The organism is Phenylobacterium aquaticum (assembly GCF_022695515.1).
GTDB lineage: Bacteria > Pseudomonadota > Alphaproteobacteria > Caulobacterales > Caulobacteraceae > Phenylobacterium > Phenylobacterium aquaticum.
On the sequence record NZ_JALDPT010000001.1, the window covers coordinates 44,846 to 63,274 of the forward strand.

Sequence of the window (18,429 nt, forward strand, 5' to 3'; positions counted from 1 at the left end):
CGCGCCGCCACCGACCAAGATGCGGCCGGGAACTTTCAGGCGAGTGGGGCCGGCGTGAACTCGATTTCATGTTCGCGGTCGGGGCTTCGGAGCCGCCATGATGAAACAGAATTCATCCCGCTCCCATGCGTACGACACCTGGCGGGTCAATCTGGTCAGATCGCTTGGCGCCGAAGAGGAGCGCCCATCATGATCAAAATCATCCGAGCAATTGCGATGGCGACCGCCGGACTAGCTGCGCCGGCCATCGGCGTCGCACAGCCCGTCGGTCCCGCCCCGCCGCCGTTCGTCTATTACGTCGTGCCGTGCGGCAGTCCGGGCGCGATCGCGACGACGCCGGCCTTGCCGCCATCGGCCGACCCGGCCCTGCCGGCGGAGGCCGTCTGCGTCGTGCCGGTCGCCACCGATGCGGCTCCGCCGCCCCGCCCGCGCTATTCCTCCTATGCTTACGATCCTTGGGGGCCGAGCTACTATTCAAGGCCGTTCTACGGCTCCTTCGGCCTCAGCTTCTTCAGTGGCGGCCACCAAGGCGGCGGCCACTTCGGCGGAGGCCACTCAAGCTTCGGCCACGGTGGCGGTGGCCATTTCGGCGCTGGGCACGGCGGGGGCGGCCGTAGCCATTGAATCCAAGTCCTCGAGCTCGTCGCCGCGCGGCCAAGCGCGATCGCTTCACGAAAGGGCGTCGCAAGGCATCTGTGAGGGTGTAGTTTCGGGGCGTAAGGCACGCCTGGACGGGAGGGAGCCAAAGATGGAGACCTGGACCTATTCGGTCGTGCCGGTTCCGGGTGGCTGGGCGGTCGAACAACCTTCGGGCCTACCGCTCATGTTCCTCTCCGGGGGGCGCGCGGAAGCCAAGGCCAAGCAACTCGCCCAACAGGCGGCCGCCCAGGGTGGTTGCGCCGAGGTCCTTGTGTTCGATCGCGACAAAAGGCTCCTGGCCCGCCGGCGATACGCCCAGCATTTCGCCCCTCAGGTCTCCGAAGCGCCGCCACGAGCGGGATGAGGGCGAGGCGCGATCTCCCGCGTAAGCCCTTTAGGACCCGAGTGTCTGGGCGGGGGGACGGAGTCTTATGGGTCGCGAGGTCGTCCTGGTCGTGGAAGACGACCCCGCATGCCGGGACCTGATCTCTGAGATCCTGGCGGACGCCGGCTATGACTGCTTGCAGGCCGACGGCGGCCGGGCGGCCATCGCGCTGATGGCGCGACGGCCGGACGTGCTGCTGACCGATCTGTTGATGCCGGACAAGGACGGCGTCGAAGTGATTATGGAAGTCCGGCGGCGCTGGCCCTCGACCCGGATCGTGGCGATTAGCGGCGGCTTCGGCTTCATCGAAGTCAGCCAGCTTCTCCGTACGGCCGCCATGCTCGGCGCTGACGCTACGCTACCCAAGCCGTTCACGAGCGCGCAACTCGTGGAGTGCGTGGCTGGAGCGCTCTCGGGACGCTCATAGCGTGCAAGCGGCCTCATCGGGGGGCGCCGACGTGACTGCTGGACGGCCAGCGGGCGTGGGAGGCAGCATGGGGGCTGATCTGGTTGGCGAGAGCGTGGGGGAAAAGCAAGTAGCCGCCAAACGGGGCAGTTTGCTGAGTATGTCCGTCCCCGAGAGCAGTGAGTATGTCCGTCCCCGAGAGCAGAATGCAGCACGCCACTAATCCACAGCCTAAACCTTCCAATAATGGTAATGTTTAATGAAGCTAGCCGCAGGCTACAGGACCGACCACCCGAGTGACGCTGATCCCGATCCTATCGTGGCGGGGTTCTGACGACAGTTTGTTCTATAATTCCACCTGTATATAAAATGGGCGCCACAGCCGTGGGCGGGTCTAACCTTTTCCTCTCATGCAGAAAGCAAGCATTCTGCACATTATACCAAATTCTAGGTAGTTTTTTCCGCATACCCAGGATTTGCATTGTCCCCACCGCGACATTCGCGGAATTGACGCAAAACGTCGCCGCGTGCGACTGGCCGATTATGTATATACATGACTTGACAGCGGGTTGTGATCGACGGGAGAACCGCAGCACGTCGGATGCGCAGACGAGGGTCGGGGGCGTGTCCGGGATGGCCTAGAGGGGGTGTAAGTCATGAACCTGACGTCGAAGCGGCTCCTGTTTGCGAGCGCATGCATAATGCTGGCGGCGACCGGCACGTCGGCCCTAGCCGCAGACGCCGCTGGGGCGGACGTCGCGGAAGTTATCGTCACCGGAAGCCGGATCAAGCACGCCGACATCACCGGAGTCGGGCCCGCGACCGTCGTCACCGAAGAGGCCATCTCGCGCACCGGTGTGGCTAATGTGGAGACGCTTTTGCAACGCCTGCCCGCCTCGGCCGGCAACGCCGGCGGTCAGACCAACGCCTACTGGACTGGCAACGGCTACGGCACCGCCCAGGTCAACCTGCGGGGCCTAGGAATCAACCGAACCCTGGTGCTGCTCAACGGCCGCCGCGTGGTCTACGGCGGCACCGGCGCCAACAGCGCGGTGGACCTGAACACCATTCCCGCGGCCATCATCGGCCGCATCGACGTCCTTAAGGACGGGGCCTCGGCAATCTACGGCGCCGACGCGGTGGCCGGTGTCGTTAACATCATCACCCGTACGGACTTCGAGGGCGTGCAGGTCACCGGCAAGTACGGCGTCACCGATAAGGGCGACGGCGAGGAGTTTACCGGCGACCTGCTCTGGGGCCAGCGCGGTGAGCGAGGCGGCTTCACCGCGGCGCTCAACTATCAGAAGACCAAGCCGGTCAACATGGCCGACCGTGAGCCGTGCGGCCTGGGCGAGGTCGGCGGCCAGTTGGTCTGCGTCGGCAGCGCCTCGACCATCGGCGGCCGAGCCGTGCTCCCGAACGGCCAGCAGATCAACTTCAACCAGACACTTGGTGGAAACGGCAACTTCTTCGAGCCTTACAGCGCGGCCAAGCACAACTTCAACTCTAACCCCTTTTTGAACGCGGTCAGCGCCATCGAGCGGATCAGCGTGGGCGTGTTTGGGGACTACGACCTCACCGACAATGTGCAGATGTTCGGCGAGTTCATGTTCACGAACCGCAAGACCGACCAGATCGCCACGCCCGGCACGCTCCGAAACCTGTCGATCGCCGCGACCAATCCCACCAATCCGACGGGGCAGAACATCGTCCTGATCCAGCGGCGTCTAGCCGAGCCGGGTCCGCGGCAGTTCTTCCAGGAGACGGACACTTGGCGGCTGGTCGGCGGCGCGCGCGGCAAGTTCGCGGGTGACTGGACTTGGGAGGTCGCTGGCAACTGGGGTAAGACGACCGGGGTCGACGGCTCGACCAACATCGCCAACCTGCAGCGGGTGGGGGAAACTTTGAACCCGGCCGTCTGCAGTGCAGCGGCGAACGCCACCATCCCCTGCGGTGACTATCTCGGCTTCGGCGACCTGACACCGCAGGTGTTGAAGTACATCCTGGCGACCACCCGCGACACGGGCGGCAACGAACAGAAGAGCGTCACCGCCGACGTCACCGGCACCCTCTTCCAATTGCCGGCCGGCCCTCTGGCTGCGGCGGCGGGCGTCGTCTACCGCGAGGAAATCGGCTACCGGAACCCGGATCAGCTGACCGTCCTGGGCATAGCTAACACCAACCAGCAGTCGCCGATCCGCGGCCAGGTGAAGACCAAGGAGGCTTATCTTGAGCTCTCCGCACCCCTGCTGGCCGACCTGCCGATGGCCCAGCGCGTGGAGCTCAACGGCGCCGTCCGTTACTCGGACTACGACCTTTTCGGCGACAATGTCACCTACAAGGTCGGCCTCAACTGGACGGTCATGCAGGGGCTAAGGCTTCGGGCCACCTACGGCACCGGCTTCCGCATCCCGAGCGTTCCGGAGCTGTTCGGCGGCGTAGCCGAAGGCAACTTGACGACCACCGACCCCTGCAGCCGCTACTCGACCAGCAGCAACGCCACTCTGGTCGCCAATTGCCGCGCCTCGGGCGTCCCGGCTGGGTACGTCCAGTTGGGCAACACCGTGCTCACCACCGTCGGCGGCAACCAGAACCTGCAACCTGAAAAGTCGGAGAACCTGACCCTCGGCGCAGTCTTCCAGCCGACCTTCGTGAGTGGGCTTTCAGTGACGGTCGATTATTTCGACATCCAGATCACGGACGCCATTCGCAACATCCCGGGCTCGACGAAGCTGTCGGTCTGCTACGCCAGCCCGAATCTGTCGCACCCGTTCTGCTCGCCCGCCAACTTCCGCCGAAGCCCCCTGACCGGCGAGGTAAACTTCCTCTCCTCACAGCCCAGCAACGCGGGCAAGGAAGTCATGAAGGGTGTGGACTTCGGGGTCCGCTATACGCGCGATATTGGGTCGCTTCGCGCCGAGCTCGACTGGAACACCACCTACCTCGCTAAGTACGAGATCACCCCGTTTCTGGGCGCCGACCCGATCATCTTTGACGGGCGGATCGGCGGCGGCAACGGCGGCTATCCGCACTGGCGCTCAAACGCCGCCCTCACGGTCTCGGACACCAACTGGAACGCCAGCTGGTCCGTGCAGATGATCGGCAAGGCGAAGGACTTCAACGCCGCGCCGACGGCCATCGGATCGACGACGTCCAACGTCTTCTACCACTTCGTGCAAGCGTCCTACCGCATCAACGAGAAGGCCAATGTGGCTGTGGGCATCGACAACCTGTTCGATAAGGACGCGCCGTTCATCCAGAGCTGGACCGACGCCAACACCGACACCATGACCTACGACCTGCTGGGTCGCCGGGGTTACGTGCGCCTGCAGTACACGTTCTAGCGGTCGCACGATCAGGCGTCGGCGGCGTGTCCCATAGCCGTCGGCGCCCGAACTTTTCTTGAGAGGACCAAATGCGCTGGCCAGCCCTCGCGCGGACCACCCACAAGTGGCTCGCCCTGATCATCGCCGTCCAGGCGGTCTTCTGGACGCTGAGCGGCCTCTATATGAGCGCCGTCCACATCGACATCATCCATGGGGACCGGCTGGTGAAGGCCGTCGCGCCGCAGCCGCTCGCGCTCGCGGGCCTCGTGGAGCCGGCGCATCTCGCGCACATGGCGCCCGGCTTGAAGTCCCTTCGGCTGGACACCCAGCTCGGCAAGCCTGTCTACATCGTCGAGACGACAGCCGGCCACGACCTGTTCGACGCCCGAACGGGCCGCGCCCTCTCACCCCTGGGCGAGGCCGACATCCGCGCGCGGGCCAAGGCGTTGTACGCCGGGGAGGGCGACATCGTCAGTCTCGAGCTGCTTACCAAGGTCCCGGGGGAGATCAAGTCGCGGCCGGCTCCGATCTGGCGGGCGGAGTTCGAGGGCGCGTGGCGGCCGACGTTCTACATCTCGCCGCAGACCGGCGAACTGGTCGCCAGGCGGCATGACCTCTGGCGGACCTACGACTTCGTCTGGATGTTCCACATCATGGACTACGAAAACCGGACGGACGTGAACAACATCCTGCTGCGCGTGGCGACCTGGATGGCCCTGGCGACGTCGCTCACCGGCGCCTGGCTGCTGCTTTACAGTTTCCGGCGGCGGCGCCGCGCGCGCAGATCGGTCGCGTGACTTCATGATCCTGTTCCTCCGATGGCTGCACAAATGGATCGGCCTGATCGTCGGCCTGCAGTTTGTGCTGTGGACCTTCAGCGGCGCGGCGATGGCGCTCCTCGACCACCACAAGGTCGCCGCCGAGGGCGTTATCCGCCCCCCGGCCGATGTCCCGCGCTTGGAGCAACCGGTGTCCCTGGCCCGCGTAGCCCAGGCCGCCGGCGCGCCGATCCTGCGGCTGGAGCTCAAGCCGCTGCAGGGCCGGTATGTCTATGAGGCGGCGACGACCGATGGCGTTCGCCTGATCGACGCCGCGGACGGCCGGCCTGTCGTCATCGACGCCGACCGCGCCCGGAGCCTGGCGGTGTCGGCCTATCGGGGCGCGGAACCGGTAAGGTCGGTGGCCCCGGTGACGGAAAGCACGTTCGAGACCCGCACCTTCGCTCGGCCGGTCTGGCGAGTCGAATTCGCCGACAAGGACCACACGGCGCTGTTCGTGTCGGCCGGGACCGGCCAGGTGCTGGGTGCGAAGAACGACGCCTGGCGGCTCTGGGACTTCGTCTGGATGATCCACATCATGGATTACACCAAGCGCGAGAGCTTCAATCATCCGCTGATCATCACGGTGGCGACGGGGATCGTCTGGCTGGCGCTCAGCGGTCTTATCCTGCTCTTCCGCAGCTTCCGCAGGTCCGACTTCAGCTGGGTGCTCGATCCCATCGCGCGGCTACGCGCCGCCGCCAAAACCGGCGCGCGGTAGCGCCGGCCTAGAGCGGGTAGAGCGCCACGAGGTACGCGACCGCCGCCGACGGACTGCGCAGCGTCAGCAACTGTCCAGCGCCGTGGCGGACGTGGGCGGCGTCCAGGGGGTCGAGGGTCAGGCCGGCCTCGGCCAGCGAGACCTGGCCGGCGGCGACGAACAGCAGCATCAGATGGTCCCTCAACCGCAGGGCCGTTTCGCCTGACACCTCAAGCCGCTTCACCTGCGCGCGCCATTGTCCGCGACGGACCATGATATTCAGGTCGCGCGCGCGGGGGTCGTCAGCTTCGCGGCGGCGGCCGCGTCGCCCGGAAACGCGAGGGGCGGCGACGCCGGCGTCAGGTCGATCGGGTCGCGGCCGGCGACGGCCAGCCGGACGCCGCCCTCGAGCATCACCAGCGTCCGATCGACCTCCGGGAATGTGGAGAAGGGCCCGTCCGCGGCGATCTCGGCCATGCTGACGCGCCAGTGGAAGTCCTCGAGGCCCGCGCCGGGCGGGGCGGCGGCGATCTCGGTGGTGACGCCGCCGCCGTTCTTCCAGGCGACCGCATGGCGGTCGGCTCCGGCCAGCCGCGTGACGATCACCCGACGATGCCCGGCAGGTCGAGGCCTTTCTCGCGGGCGACGCGCAGCGCGATTTCGTAGCCGGCATCGGCGTGGCGCATGACGCCGGTCGCCGGGTCGTTCCACAGCACGCGCGCGATGCGCCTGGCGGCCGCCTCGGTCCCGTCGCAGACGATGACCATGCCGGCGTGCTGCGAATAGCCCATGCCGACCCCGCCGCCGTGGTGCAGCGAGACCCAGGTCGCGCCCGAGGCGGTGTTGAGCAGGGCGTTGAGCAGCGGCCAGTCGGAGACCGCGTCGGAGCCGTCGCGCATGGCCTCGGTCTCGCGGTTGGGCGAGGCGACGGAGCCGGAGTCCAGGTGGTCGCGGCCGATGACGACGGGCGCCTTGAGCTCGCCCTTCGCCACCATCTCGTTGAACGCCAGGCCGAGCCGGTCGCGGTCGCCGAGGCCCACCCAGCAGATGCGCGCCGGCAGCCCCTGGAACTTGATCCGCTGGCCGGCCATGTCGAGCCAGTTGTGCAGGTGGGGATCGTCGGGGATCAGCTCCTTCACCTTGGCGTCGGTCTTGAAGATGTCTTCGGGGTCGCCGGAGAGCGCCACCCAGCGGAACGGCCCGACGCCCCGGCAGAACAGTGGACGAATGTAGGCCGGCACGAAGCCCGGGAAATCGAAGGCGTCGGTGACGCCCGCGTCCTTGGCGACCTGGCGGATATTGTTGCCGTAGTCGACCGTGGGAACCCCGGCCCGGCGGAACGCCAGCATCGACTGGACGTGCTCGGCCATGGAGGCGCGCGCCGCCTCTTCGACCTGGGTCGGGTCCTGCTCGCGCATCGCCGCCCAACGCTCCAGGGTCCAGCCCTTCGGCAGGTAGCCGTTGATCGGGTCGTGGGCCGAGGTCTGGTCGGTGAGGAGATCCGGCCGCACGCCGCGGGCGAAGATCTCCGGCAGCAGCTCGCACGCGTTGCCCAGCAAGCCGACTGAGACCGGCGCCTTGTCGCGGCAGGACTGTTCGATGATCTGGAGCGCCTCGTCGACGCTTTCGGTCGCGCGGTCGAGATAGCCGGTGCGCAGCCGCATCTCGATGCGCGAGGGCTGGCACTCGATCGCCAGGCACGAAGCGCCCGCCATCACCGCCGCTAGCGGCTGGGCCGCGCCCATGCCGCCCAAGCCCGCGGTCAGCAGCCAGCGGCCGGCGAGGTCCCCGGCGTAGTGCTGGCGGCCCATCTCCACGAAAGTCTCGTAGGTGCCCTGCACGATCCCCTGGGCGCCGATATAGATCCAGGAGCCGGCGGTCATCTGGCCGTACATAGCCAGGCCTTTGCGATCGAGCTCGTTGAAGTGCTCCCAGGTCGCCCACTTGGGAACCAGGTTGGAATTGGCGATCAGCACCCGCGGCGCATCCGCGTGGGTCTTGAAGACGCCGACCGGCTTGCCGGACTGGATCAGCAGGGTCTCATCATCCTCCAGGCGGCGCAGGGTTTCAACGATCTTGTCGAAGCTCTCCCAGTCCCGGGCGGCGCGCCCTATGCCGCCATAGACGACCAGCTCTTCGGGGCGTTCGGCCACGTCCGGGTGCAGGTTGTTCATCAGCATGCGCAGCGGGGCCTCGGTGAGCCAGCTCTTGCAACTCAGCTCGGAGCCCATGGCGGGGCGGATCACGCGGGTGGGGTCGTTACGGGTCATGGGGCTCTTGGGGCTCAGGAACGGGTGAAGGCGAGCGCCGCCTTCAGGACGTCGGTGAGGACCGCGCGCATCGGCGCGGCGTGGTCGGGATCGAACGGCGACGGCCAGGTCTGCGGCGTCGGCGGCGCGTCGGGATCGTCCATGTAGCCGCGGCAGGCGAGCTCCATCTGGATCGCGTGCACGCCGGCCTCGGGCCGGCCATAGCGGCGAGTGGTCCAGCCGCCCTTGAAGCGGCCGTCGGTGACGCGGCTGAACGGACGAGCGTCGCAGGCCGTCTCGATCGCGGCGGTCAGGGAAGGGTCGCAACTCGCGCCGCCGTTGGTCCCGAGGTTGAAGTTCGGCAGCTCCCCCTCGAACAGCCGCGGCACCCGTGAGCGGATCGAATGGGCCTCGTACAACACCACCTTGCCGTGGCGCGTGCGAAGGCGATCGAGCTCCGCCCGCAGAGCGGCGTGGTAGGGCGTGAAATAGCGGTCCCGGCGCTGCGCGATCTCGCCCGCGTCGGGGGCTTCGCCGGGGCGATAGAGCGGCTCGCCGTCAAAGGTGGTGGTAGGGCAGAGGTCCGTCGTCGCCTGACCGGGATAGAGCGAGGCGCCCGAGGGGTCGCGATTGACGTCGATGACCGTCCGCGAGATCGCGGTGCGGACGGTAGTCGCGCCCAGGTCGGCCGCGAAGCCGTACAGCTCATCGACCCACCAGTCGGCGTCCTTGCGGGCGAGCCAGGGGGATGCGAGCCGCGCCTCGATCTCCGCCGGGATCTCCGTTCCGGTGTGCGGGAAGCTGACCACCAGGGGCGCGTCGCCGCGCGCGACCTCGAGCCACCCCATCAGGCTACCCCGGGCAGGGCGACGGCCGCGGCGGCGTCGATGATGTCACCCGAGCGGACCAGGTCGTTGGCGGTCTCCATGTCCGGGTGGAAATGACGGTCGTCCTCGAGCATGGGCACCCAGGCGCGCAGGGTCGCTCGCGCCGCCTCGAGCGCCGGGCTGGAGGCGACCGGCCGGTGGAAGTCGCAGCCCTGGGCGGCGGCCAGCAGTTCGATCCCGATCACGGCGGTGGCGTTGCGCACCATGGCGGGCAGCCGCGCGGCGGCGTGGGCCGCCATCGAGACGTGATCTTCCTGGTTCGCCGAAGTCGGGATGGAGTCGACGCTGGCCGGATAGGCGCGCTGCTTGTTCTCCGAGACTAGGGCCGCGGCGGTCACCTGCGGGATCATGAACCCGGAATTGAGCCCAGGCTTCGGCGTCAGGAACGCCGGCAGGCCGGAGAGCGCCGGGTCGACCAGCATGGCGATACGGCGCTCCGCGATCGAGCCGATCTCGCAGACCGCCAGCGCGATGATGTCAGCGGCGAAGGCGACCGGCTCGGCGTGGAAGTTGCCGCCGGAGAGCGCCTCGTCGGTGTCGGCGAAGATCAGCGGATTGTCCGACACGCCGTTGGCTTCGAAGGCCAGCGTTTGCGCGGCCTGGCGCAATATATCCAGCGCCGCGCCCATCACCTGCGGCTGGCAACGCAGGCAGTAGGGGTCCTGCACGCGCTCGTCGTCCTTCAGGTGCGACGCGCGGATGGCTGAGCCGGCCATCAGATGGCGCAGGGCCGCTGCGGTCTCGATTTGGCCGGGCTGGCGGCGCAGCAGGTGGATGCGGGGATCAAAGGGGGTGTCGGAGCCCTTTGCGGCCTCGGTCGCCAACGCCCCGGTGACCAGGGCGGTCTGGAAGAGGCGCTCGGCGTCGAACAGGCCGGCCAGCGCATAGGCGGTGGAGAACTGCGTGCCGTTCAGCAGCGCCAGACCTTCCTTGGGCCCCAGTGCCAGCGGGGCGAGGCCGGCCTGCTTCAGCGCCTCAGCCGCCGGGCGGCGAACGCCCGCAGCCTCGATGTCGCCGACCCCGATCATCGCCGCCGCCATGTGCGCCAGTGGGGCCAGATCCCCGGAGGCGCCGACCGACCCCTGGCTCGGCACGACCGGCGTGAGGCCGGCCGTGATCATCCTCTCCAGCAGGGCGACGGTCGCCGGCTGCACGCCGGAAGCGCCCTGCGCCAGGCTGGCCAGCTTCAGCGCCATCATCAAGCGCGCGACGGCGGTTGGCGCGGGATCGCCGGTCCCGGCGGCGTGGGACAGCACGATGTTGCGTTGTAGGGTGGCGAGGTCGCCGGCTGCGACGCGGACATTGGCGAGCTTCCCAAAGCCGGTGTTGATCCCATAGACCGGCTCGCCGCGCGCGAGGATCCGGGCGACGGCGGCGGCGCTTTGGGCGATCGGGCCGGCGGCGGCGGGGTCCAGCCTGACGCCCGCGCCGCGATAGATCTCCCGCCACGCCGCGAGCGGCGTCGCCCCTGGCCGCATCAGCACTTCAGTCAACGGCCTCTCCAGACGCGGGCATGCAGCGGGTTGAATCCCATGCGGTAGACGAGCTCCGCGGGGTGCTCGATGTCCCAGATGGCCAGATCGCAGCGCTTGCCGGCTTCCAGCGTCCCGGTCTCGCCGCCGACGCCGAGCGCGCGCGCGGCGTTGCGCGTGACGCCCGCCAGGCACTCCTCGACCGTGAGCCGGAACAGGGTGGCGCCCATGTTCAGGGTCAGCAGCAGCGAGGTGAGGGGCGAGGTGCCGGGGTTGCTGTCGGTGGCCAGCGCGATCGGCACGCCGGCGGCGCGTAGGGGGGCGATCGGCGGGGACTGGGTTTCGCGGACGAAGTAGTAGGCCCCAGGCAGCAGGGTTGCGACGGTCCCGGCCGCCGCCATAGCCGCAACGCCTGCCGTGTCGAGGTGCTCCAGGTGATCGGCGGAGAGCGCGCCGAACTCGGCCGCGAGCGCGGCGCCGTGCAGGTTGGACAGTTGCTCCGCATGCAGCTTGACCGGCAGGCCGTGCGCGCGGGCGGCTTCAAACACCCGCCGGGTCTGGGCCGGGGTGAACCCGATCCCCTCGCAGAAGGCGTCGACGGCGTCGGCCAGGCGCTCGGCGGCGACGGCCGGGATCATCTCGCGGCAGACGAGGTCGATGTAGCCTTCGGCGTCGCCCGCGAACTCCGGGGGCAGGGCGTGGGCGCCCAGGAAGGTCGTGACGATGCTGACGTCCCGCATCGCGCCCAGCCGGCGCGCGGCGCGCAGCGACTTCAGCTCGTGCTCGAGCGCGAGGCCGTAGCCGGACTTGATCTCGACGGTAGTGACGCCCTCGGCGATCAGCGCGTCCAGGCGAGGTAGGGCCTGGGCGACCAACTGGTCCTCGGTGACCGCGCGCGTCGAGGCCATGGTGGAGACGATGCCGCCCCCGGCGCGGGCGATCTCTTCGTAGCTGGCGCCGGCCAGCCGCAGCTCGAATTCCTGCGCGCGGTCGCCGCCATGGACGAGGTGGGTGTGGGGGTCGATCAGGCCCGGGGTGATCCAGCGGCCCTGGCAATCCACGGTGTCCGCGGCGTCGAGTTGCGGGGCGCCGGCCTCCGGACCCGCATATAGAATCCGGCCGTCTGCGGCGGCGACCACGCCGCGGTCGATTTCGCCGAGTAACGGCCGGTCCGGCGCGAGAGTCGCGAGCCGGGCGTTGCGCCAAAGCCGATCGCAGCGCACGGAATCCTCCCTCAAGCCCCGCCTGCGCCAGTCGTAGCCGGGCGTCGTTATATTGTATAGACATAAGCTTGGTGGGTAAGTGTATTTTCAGGCCCGCAGGCGCAGGGGATCCAGGGTGACGACGTTGTGGTTCGAGACGGCCCTGCTGGCCGATGGGTGGGCGAGGGCCGTACGCCTGTCCCTGGCTGGTGGCCGGATCGAGACAGTCGTAGTGGGCGCCGATCCGACGGCCGATGACCAGCGTGGCGGCGTCGCCCTGCCGGGACTGCCGAACCTGCACAGCCACGCGTTCCAGCGCGCGATGGCCGGACTGACCGAGGCGAGGGGACCGACCGCCGACAGCTTCTGGAGTTGGCGCGAGCTGATGTACCGCTTCGTCGGTCGACTGGAGCCGGACGACATCGAAGCTATCGCCGCCCTGGCGTTTATGGAGATGCTGGAGACCGGCTTCACGCGGGTGGGGGAGTTCCACTACCTGCATCATGACCGGGACGGCCGGGCCTATGCGAACCCCGCCGAGATGGGCGAGCGGATCGCCGCCGCCGCCGCCGAGAGCGGGATCGGCTTAACCCTGCTGCCGGTGTTCTACGCCCATGCCGGATTTGGCGAAGCGCCGCCCACCGACGGGCAGCGGCGGTTCGTGACCGATGCCGACGGCTATGCCCGCCTGCTGGAGGCGAGTCGCGCCGCGGTGGCCGGCTTGCCCGACGCGGTCGTCGGCGCCGCGCCGCACAGCCTGCGGGCGGTGACCCGCTCGGAACTAGCCGCGGTCAGTGGCGGCGCGGGTCCGGTGCACATCCACATCGCCGAGCAACTGCGGGAAGTGGACGATTGCCTGGCCTGGTCCGGCGCGCGCCCCGTCGACTGGCTGATGGACAATGCTGCGGTCGACGCCCGCTGGTGCCTGGTTCACGCCACGCACATGACCGCCGATGAGACGGCGCGGCTGGCGCGGAGCGGCGCCGTGGCCGGCCTTTGTCCGATCACCGAGGCCAACCTTGGCGACGGGCTCTTCCCCGCAGCGGCCTTCCTCGACGCCGGCGGCGCGATCGGCGTGGGTTCCGATTCCAATGTGCGGATCGATGCGGCCGAGGAGTTGCGGCTGCTGGAATACGGGCAGCGGCTGAGCGCCCGCGCCCGCAACGTCCTGGCGGGGGGAGCGGGGGCCTCCACCGGCGCGGCGCTCTATCGCCGGTCCCTGGCCGGCGGCGCCCAGGCGCTGGGCCAGCCGACTGGGCTCTCGGAGGGTGCGCCTGCCGATCTGGTAACGCTCGACGCCGGACATCCGGACCTCGCCGGCCGCACCGGGGACGCGATCTTGGACGGCTATGTGTTCGCGGGCGGGTCGCGGCTGGTGAAGGACGTCTGGCGTGCGGGGCGGAAGGTGGTCGAAGATGGGCGCCTTTATGCGCGCGACCGAATCGTCGCCCGCTATCGCCTGACCCTGGAGCGCCTGTTGAGCGCATGACCGAGACGAAGGACGCAACTCTGCACAAGCGAATACGCGCCGAGATTTCGGAGCGTATTCTTTCGGGAACATGGCCGCCGGGCTACCGCATCCCCTTCGAGCACGAGCTGATGGCCGAATACGGCTGCTCGAGGATGACGGTGAACAAGGCGCTCGCGCCATTGGCCGAGTCTGGGCTGATCATCCGCCGGCGCAAGGCGGGCTCTTTCGTCTCGCGACCGCGAATCCACTCCGTGGTGCTGGATATCCCGGACATCCCCGCCGAGGTGAAGGCGCGGGGCGAGCCTTATGCCTATGAGTTACAGTCACGAAAAGCGCGGATTGCGAACCGGCGTGACCTCGAAGAACTCGGGTTGGAGCGGCCGGCACGGGTCCTTGCGCTACGCTGCCTTCATATGGCGAGCGGTCGGCCCTTTGCCCTCGAGGAGCGGCTGATCAATCTTGAGACCGTGCCCGAGGCAGAAGACGTCGACTTCGCGCGCGCCGCGCCAGGCAGTTGGCTTCTGGGGCACGTGCCGTGGACCGAGGCCGAACATCGGATCAGCGCCGCTAATGTGACGCGACCGGTGGCCGCACTGCTGGGTATCGAGACTACGGCCGCATGCTTAGTGCTCGAACGCCGCACTTGGCGAGGTGATGACCGTATCACCCATGTGCGCCTGGTCTTCCCGGGCGAAGCCTACGACCTAGTGGCGCGCTTCGCACCGCAGCCGACGCCCCATGGCGATGCGGACGCCTTACGACAGACGCCTTTGGCGTCGAGGCTCAATCCCTGAATTAGCGTCCAGCGCTCCTAAGTGCCGCCTGCCCTAAACTCCGGCCTCTAGGCACGCCGCTCGCAATGCCGCCAGCCCTAGCGGCTTATCGACCACTGGGTAGGGGCAACCCAGCCGCAAATGTTCAGAGTTGCCAGTGATCATTACGGCGGGCAGGGGGCCAAGGGCTCGAACAATGCCAGCAATTGCGTCCAGACCTGTCCCGCCCATGATGCGGAAATCAAGGGTCACCAAGTCCGGCCGCTGCTCACATGCCGCCCGAAGCGCCGCATCGGGGCTATCCGCGTAGTCGAATGACGAATAGCCAAGCTCTCGGAGCTGAGACTCGATTTCCAAGGCGATGACCATTTCGTCTTCGACGATCAGTACATGCCCGCTTGCCGCCCCCATGGCGCGCCTCCAGCCAAGCGTCCCTTCGAATCAGTGCGCGCCGGGAATGTTACTAGACCATTATCGCCACCAAAGTCGGAAGTTGGCAGGCGGCGACCGACGCGACGAAGGGCGAACTCGGAACCGCGGGCGCTTACAGCGCGTGCGGCTCCCTTGCGGCGACGGCTGGCGGATGACTGCGCGAGAGGGCGACGAGATCTCGACGCGCTCCAGTGACCAGGGCGTGGACTTCGGGATGCTCCTCCCGCCAGATCAGACGTTCCACTACGGCCAGTTTCGCGACGACCGAATCCAGGCTGATGGAGCCGGTTACTGAAATCGATTGCAGCAAGGCCTCGCGCTGCTCGAACAGCACGTCTAAGCAGCCGTCGATGTCGCTGAGCTCCTTTGCCCAGGGCAAGGCCTGCTGCTCGACAGGGCTGATCTGCAACCAGGCGTGTTCTCTTACAAGCCAGCTTTCAAGTCTTGCCCAACGAGACTGGAGACGCTCGATCTTGGCGTTCAAGGCCAGCCAATTCGCGCACCGCCTAGCTCCTTCGTCCGAAAAGACCGGCGCGGCGATGGACGTTAAGGCGGCCGCCTCGCCGGGCTTCGCCGCTCCAAAGGCTGCTGCCGATGCTCCCGCCAGAACCGCGCGCCGCGAGAGTTCAGGCAGACGCACGCTTCCGTCGCCCGCCTTTTGACGCGAGCCCATGACCACAGCCTTCTAATCACCTATGATGATTTTATCATCGAACCTGGTCCGGGCGACGTCAACATGAAATCATCTTCTGCGATAATAACATGATCACTTCATGCTGACTGCAGCGCAGATTCGGGCCGCGCGCGCATTGCTCGGTTGGAGTCAGCCCGTCTTGGCGAAGACGTCGGGGGTGTCGCTTCCAACCATCGTCCGCATGGAGGGTCCGGTTGGCCCTGGCCGCAGCTCGGCCGCCAATGTCGACGCCGTGCGACGGGCCCTGGAGAACGCCGGCGTCATGTTCCTGGAAGGCGATGATGCCGGCGCGCTAGGACCTGGCGTACGGCTGCGGCCAAACTCCTAAAGGACCTCGGTTTGCGGCCTTTCGCACATCGTCGAATGGACCAATTTAAGCCCTTCGGCCGATGAATCGAAGAATGCTGCGAGGTCCGCCGGGGGGCCAGCAGGGAGCGCAGTCTCGTTATTTTCTGGAGATTTCGTCCCGAATACGACGGCCGAGAACATCGTCCATCAACGGCTTTTCGATCAGCGGCGCATTGGCCGCCAACGCCCCTCTCCGGCACTCGAGCGTGGGATTGCTGGCGATGATAATGGCCGGGCATTTGAGTCCGCGGCGCCGGAGCGCCCGCAGAAGGGTGATGCCGTCCATCTCCGGCATGGCGTAGTCGATCACCAGGCAATCGGCGCCCGTGATCTTACGACTTCTCAGGGCATCGCGGCCACGCTCAAAGGGGCATACCGCATAGCCTTGGGTCTGAAGCGTAAACTCAAGCGCATCTAGGACCGCGCGGTCATCTTCGATGACGGCGATGAGGCGTGAATGCTTGGGCGAAGGCATGGGCAATCATGCCGTGGCGGAGAGCGGCCCGGCTTTGATCTGAAGCAAACCAGATCGACCTATGCCTCGATGTCGCCAGCCTGCAGCGCCATGCGCACGAGATCGGCGAAGGCGCCCGCTTCCATCTTCTCCATCAGCTTGGCCCGATAGACCTCCACGGTGCGCGCGCTGATCCCCAGTTCCCAGGCCACGGTCTTGTTGGCTTGACCGTTTACAAGACGCTTGAGGACCTGCCGCTCGCGCTGCGACAGTCGAGCGATCCGCTCACGGGCGTCCGACTGTTCCTTGCTGACCGGCCGGCCTGCGTCATATTCAAAGGCGCGTTGCACGCTGGCGAGCAGGCGCGCTTCCTCGAAGGGCTTCTCCAGGAAGTCCTGGGCGCCCGCTCTCATGGCCTCGACAGCCAGAGGAACGTCCCCATGGCCGGTAATGACGATCACCGGGATCTGGACGCCGCGATCCCGAAGGGCGTGCAGCAGATCGAGGCCGCTCATGTCCGGCATTCGTACGTCGGTGACGATGCAGCCAGAGGGCTCCGGTCCAAGCTCTTCCAGGAAGGCGACAGCCGATACATAGCTGCGGACGGGGATCTCAGCGGTCTCGAACACCCACTCCAGCGAGTCCCGCACCGCCTCGTCATCGTCGATCACATGGACCAGAAGTTCAGCCGACATGGGCCAATTCTTCCGCTGACGCCTGCCGCACGGTCAAGTGGAATGCCGTCCCGCCGCCGGAATTGGGCTCGGCCCAGATCTGTCCGCCGTGGGCCTCGACAATGGTGCGACAGATCGAGAGTCCGACCCCCATCCCATTCGCTTTGGTCGTAACGAACGGCTGAAACAATTTCGCGGCCACATCCACGGCGATGCCTGGGCCGGTGTCGACGATGCTGATGTCGACCATGCCGTCTGGCCGCGGGGCGCTGGCCACCGTCAGCTCGCGCCGCGGGCTGTCGGCCATCGCCTCCACGGCGTTGCGGATCAGGTTCAGCACGACCTGTTGGATCTGGACCTTGTCGACGAGCACATGGTCGGCCTGTTCGGCCAGGTCGAACACAACCCGGACGCCCAATTGCCGGGCGCCGACCAAGGCCAGCGCGCTCGCTTCCTCGACCAGCTTGGCCACACTCTCGGCCCGGTGCGCAGTCTCCCCGCGCGCCACGAATTCGCGCAGCCTCCTGATGATCTCGCCAGACCTGAGCGCCTGTTCGACGGCCTTGTTCAGCGCCACGCTGACCCTCTTGGAGGTTGGGTCCTGCTGGCGCGCCAGCAGCCGCTGCGCCCCGGTCAGGTAGTTGGCGATGGCCGAGAGGGGTTGGTTCAATTCGTGCGCCAGGGCGGAGCTCATCTCACCCAGGGCGGTCAGGCGGGAGATATGGACGAGTTCGCTTTGCAATTCGTGCAAGCGCTGCTCGGTAAGCTGGCGCTCCGACAAGTCACGGACGAAGCCGGTGAAGAAGCGGCTCGTGCCGGACTGCATTTCACCCACCGACAACTCCATCGGAAAGGTCGAGCCATCCTTGCGCTCGCCGACGACGACGCGGCCCTTGCCGATGATCCGCCGCTCGCCCGTCCGATTATATCGCTCCAAATAGCCGTCGTGGTTTTCGCGATAGGGCGAGGGCATGAGAAGTTTGATGTTCTTGCCCACGACCTCCGCCGATGAATAGTCGAATAGGCGCTCCGCCGCCTTGCTGAACGACTGGATCAGGCCCTGGCTGTCGATCACGACCATGGCGTCGGGCACGGTCTCCAGGATCGAGCGAAGGTGAGCTTGCTGGGCCGTGAGATCAGCGTTGGTCTTTTCGCCGGCACGGATCGCGATTCGCCGGCGCGCCCCTACCCAGGCCGCGCCGAGACCGATAACCACGAACACCGCCCCCCGGGCGAGCGTTACCGACGGGGGTTCGGATGAATGGACGCTCCCCCAGAGAAGCCCATAGGCGACGCCGACTGCCGTCGCCAGCCCGCCGGGCGCTGCACCGCCGTAGATGCCGGCGATGCCCACGGCCGCCGTCATGAACAGGTAGGTCGCCATTCCTTCAGCCTTCGCGGCGAAGGCCAGCTCGGCGACCGCGGCGGCGCTCACCAAGCCGAGCGCAATCAAGCAGCGCAGGGCCAAGCTCCCTGTCCACTGCTCAGCCGCGAGAAGT

At 67.3% G+C, this 18,429-nt stretch carries 18 protein-coding genes and 1 pseudogene; 9 read left to right on the forward strand and 10 right to left on the reverse strand.

What is annotated here, in order from left to right:
• Positions 1 to 189 precede the first annotated feature (189 nt).
• From MQH10_RS00215 to MQH10_RS00240, 6 genes are all read left to right on the forward strand, one after another.
• On the forward strand, positions 190 to 624 hold the full coding sequence (locus tag MQH10_RS00215; RefSeq protein WP_242562064.1) for a hypothetical protein: 435 nt from the start codon (positions 190 to 192) through the stop codon (positions 622 to 624).
• Positions 625 to 748: 124 nt separating this feature from the next.
• Complete coding sequence (locus tag MQH10_RS00220) at positions 749 to 1,003, forward strand: hypothetical protein (protein WP_242562065.1); 255 nt, start codon at positions 749 to 751, stop codon at positions 1,001 to 1,003.
• Positions 1,004 to 1,070: 67 nt separating this feature from the next.
• Entirely contained in the window at positions 1,071 to 1,451 is a 381-nt protein-coding gene (locus tag MQH10_RS00225) for a response regulator (protein WP_242562066.1), read from the forward strand.
• 635 nt (positions 1,452 to 2,086) lie between these two features.
• On the forward strand, positions 2,087 to 4,774 hold the full coding sequence (locus MQH10_RS00230) for a TonB-dependent receptor domain-containing protein (RefSeq protein ID WP_242562067.1): 2,688 nt from the start codon (positions 2,087 to 2,089) through the stop codon (positions 4,772 to 4,774).
• A gap of 71 nt (positions 4,775 to 4,845) precedes the next feature.
• Complete coding sequence (locus MQH10_RS00235; RefSeq protein ID WP_242562068.1) at positions 4,846 to 5,553, forward strand: hypothetical protein; 708 nt, start codon at positions 4,846 to 4,848, stop codon at positions 5,551 to 5,553.
• A 4-nt stretch (positions 5,554 to 5,557) separates the two neighbouring features.
• Positions 5,558 to 6,295 carry a PepSY domain-containing protein gene (locus MQH10_RS00240; RefSeq protein WP_242562069.1) on the forward strand — a complete coding sequence of 246 codons (738 nt, stop codon included), beginning with the start codon at positions 5,558 to 5,560 and terminating at the stop codon, positions 6,293 to 6,295.
• Positions 6,296 to 6,302: 7 nt separating this feature from the next.
• Here MQH10_RS00240 and MQH10_RS00245 read toward each other — a convergent pair.
• The 5 genes and pseudogenes from MQH10_RS00245 to hutI form a co-directional block, all read right to left on the reverse strand.
• Positions 6,303 to 6,985 (reverse strand): annotated as a pseudogene (locus MQH10_RS00245) (HutD/Ves family protein).
• The gene (hutU, locus tag MQH10_RS00250; RefSeq protein WP_242562070.1) at positions 6,877 to 8,544 is read right to left on the reverse strand and encodes a urocanate hydratase; all 1,668 of its coding nucleotides are present in this window, start codon (positions 8,542 to 8,544) and stop codon (positions 6,877 to 6,879) included. Before hutU ends, MQH10_RS00245 begins: the two are co-directional and overlap by 109 nt.
• Positions 8,545 to 8,558: 14 nt before the next feature.
• Positions 8,559 to 9,371, reverse strand: a complete 813-nt coding sequence (gene hutG / locus MQH10_RS00255) for an N-formylglutamate deformylase (RefSeq protein ID WP_419720742.1) — start codon at positions 9,369 to 9,371, stop codon at positions 8,559 to 8,561.
• Positions 9,371 to 10,915 (reverse strand): histidine ammonia-lyase, encoded by a 1,545-nt coding sequence (hutH, locus tag MQH10_RS00260; RefSeq protein WP_242562364.1) that lies wholly within the window; start codon positions 10,913 to 10,915, stop codon positions 9,371 to 9,373. Before hutH ends, hutG begins: the two co-directional genes overlap by 1 nt.
• Complete coding sequence (gene hutI, locus MQH10_RS00265) at positions 10,900 to 12,105, reverse strand: imidazolonepropionase (RefSeq protein WP_242562071.1); 1,206 nt, start codon at positions 12,103 to 12,105, stop codon at positions 10,900 to 10,902. Before hutI ends, hutH begins: the two co-directional genes overlap by 16 nt.
• A gap of 115 nt (positions 12,106 to 12,220) precedes the next feature.
• Between hutI and MQH10_RS00270 the strand changes: the two genes are divergently transcribed.
• Both MQH10_RS00270 and hutC read left to right on the forward strand, forming a co-directional pair.
• A complete protein-coding gene (locus tag MQH10_RS00270) occupies positions 12,221 to 13,573 on the forward strand; it encodes a formimidoylglutamate deiminase (RefSeq protein WP_242562072.1) in 1,353 nt (450 codons plus the stop codon).
• Positions 13,570 to 14,349, forward strand: a complete 780-nt coding sequence (gene hutC, locus MQH10_RS00275; protein WP_242562073.1) for a histidine utilization repressor — start codon at positions 13,570 to 13,572, stop codon at positions 14,347 to 14,349. Before MQH10_RS00270 ends, hutC begins: the two co-directional genes overlap by 4 nt.
• Positions 14,350 to 14,382: 33 nt before the next feature.
• On the opposite strand, the gene MQH10_RS00280 is transcribed toward hutC, so the two are convergent.
• Positions 14,383 to 14,739, reverse strand: coding sequence for a response regulator (locus MQH10_RS00280; protein ID WP_242562074.1), 357 nt, complete (start codon positions 14,737 to 14,739; stop codon positions 14,383 to 14,385).
• A gap of 133 nt (positions 14,740 to 14,872) precedes the next feature.
• Positions 14,873 to 15,433: a helicase gene (locus tag MQH10_RS00285; RefSeq protein ID WP_242562075.1), complete on the reverse strand. Its 561-nt coding sequence runs from the start codon at positions 15,431 to 15,433 to the stop codon at positions 14,873 to 14,875.
• 178 nt (positions 15,434 to 15,611) lie between these two features.
• On the opposite strand from MQH10_RS00285, the gene MQH10_RS00290 reads away from it, so the two are divergent.
• The gene (locus MQH10_RS00290; protein ID WP_242562076.1) at positions 15,612 to 15,782 is read left to right on the forward strand and encodes a hypothetical protein; all 171 of its coding nucleotides are present in this window, start codon (positions 15,612 to 15,614) and stop codon (positions 15,780 to 15,782) included.
• 117 nt (positions 15,783 to 15,899) lie between these two features.
• Here MQH10_RS00290 and MQH10_RS00295 read toward each other — a convergent pair whose 3' ends face one another.
• Genes MQH10_RS00295 through MQH10_RS00305 form a run of 3 tightly spaced genes read right to left on the reverse strand, consistent with a single transcriptional unit; the run spans position 15,900 to position 18,398 of the window.
• Positions 15,900 to 16,277, reverse strand: a complete 378-nt coding sequence (locus MQH10_RS00295; RefSeq protein WP_242562077.1) for a response regulator — start codon at positions 16,275 to 16,277, stop codon at positions 15,900 to 15,902.
• 59 nt (positions 16,278 to 16,336) lie between these two features.
• Positions 16,337 to 16,951, reverse strand: coding sequence for a response regulator FixJ (fixJ, locus tag MQH10_RS00300; protein ID WP_242562078.1), 615 nt, complete (start codon positions 16,949 to 16,951; stop codon positions 16,337 to 16,339).
• Positions 16,941 to 18,398: a PAS domain-containing sensor histidine kinase gene (locus tag MQH10_RS00305; protein ID WP_419720743.1), complete on the reverse strand. Its 1,458-nt coding sequence runs from the start codon at positions 18,396 to 18,398 to the stop codon at positions 16,941 to 16,943. Before MQH10_RS00305 ends, fixJ begins: the two co-directional genes overlap by 11 nt.
• Between the last annotated feature and the right edge of the window lie 31 nt (positions 18,399 to 18,429).

Bases quoted from the DNA above. Each gene is read 5' to 3' on its own strand.
- MQH10_RS00220 (WP_242562065.1), top strand. From the start codon at position 749: ATGGAGACCTGGACCTATTCGGTCGTGCCGGTTCCGGGTGGCTGGGCG.
- MQH10_RS00295 (WP_242562077.1), bottom strand. From the start codon at position 16,277: ATGCCTTCGCCCAAGCATTCACGCCTCATCGCCGTCATCGAAGATGAC.
- MQH10_RS00280 (WP_242562074.1), bottom strand. From the start codon at position 14,739: ATGGGGGCGGCAAGCGGGCATGTACTGATCGTCGAAGACGAAATGGTC.
- hutG (WP_419720742.1), bottom strand. From the start codon at position 9,371: ATGGGGTGGCTCGAGGTCGCGCGCGGCGACGCGCCCCTGGTGGTCAGC.
- MQH10_RS00225 (WP_242562066.1), top strand. From the start codon at position 1,071: ATGGGTCGCGAGGTCGTCCTGGTCGTGGAAGACGACCCCGCATGCCGG.
- hutU (WP_242562070.1), bottom strand. From the start codon at position 8,544: ATGACCCGTAACGACCCCACCCGCGTGATCCGCCCCGCCATGGGCTCC.
- MQH10_RS00285 (WP_242562075.1), bottom strand. From the start codon at position 15,433: ATGGGCTCGCGTCAAAAGGCGGGCGACGGAAGCGTGCGTCTGCCTGAA.
- MQH10_RS00240 (WP_242562069.1), top strand. From the start codon at position 5,558: ATGATCCTGTTCCTCCGATGGCTGCACAAATGGATCGGCCTGATCGTC.
- fixJ (WP_242562078.1), bottom strand. From the start codon at position 16,951: ATGTCGGCTGAACTTCTGGTCCATGTGATCGACGATGACGAGGCGGTG.
- MQH10_RS00215 (WP_242562064.1), top strand. From the start codon at position 190: ATGATCAAAATCATCCGAGCAATTGCGATGGCGACCGCCGGACTAGCT.
- MQH10_RS00235 (WP_242562068.1), top strand. From the start codon at position 4,846: ATGCGCTGGCCAGCCCTCGCGCGGACCACCCACAAGTGGCTCGCCCTG.
- MQH10_RS00230 (WP_242562067.1), top strand. From the start codon at position 2,087: ATGAACCTGACGTCGAAGCGGCTCCTGTTTGCGAGCGCATGCATAATG.
- hutC (WP_242562073.1), top strand. From the start codon at position 13,570: ATGACCGAGACGAAGGACGCAACTCTGCACAAGCGAATACGCGCCGAG.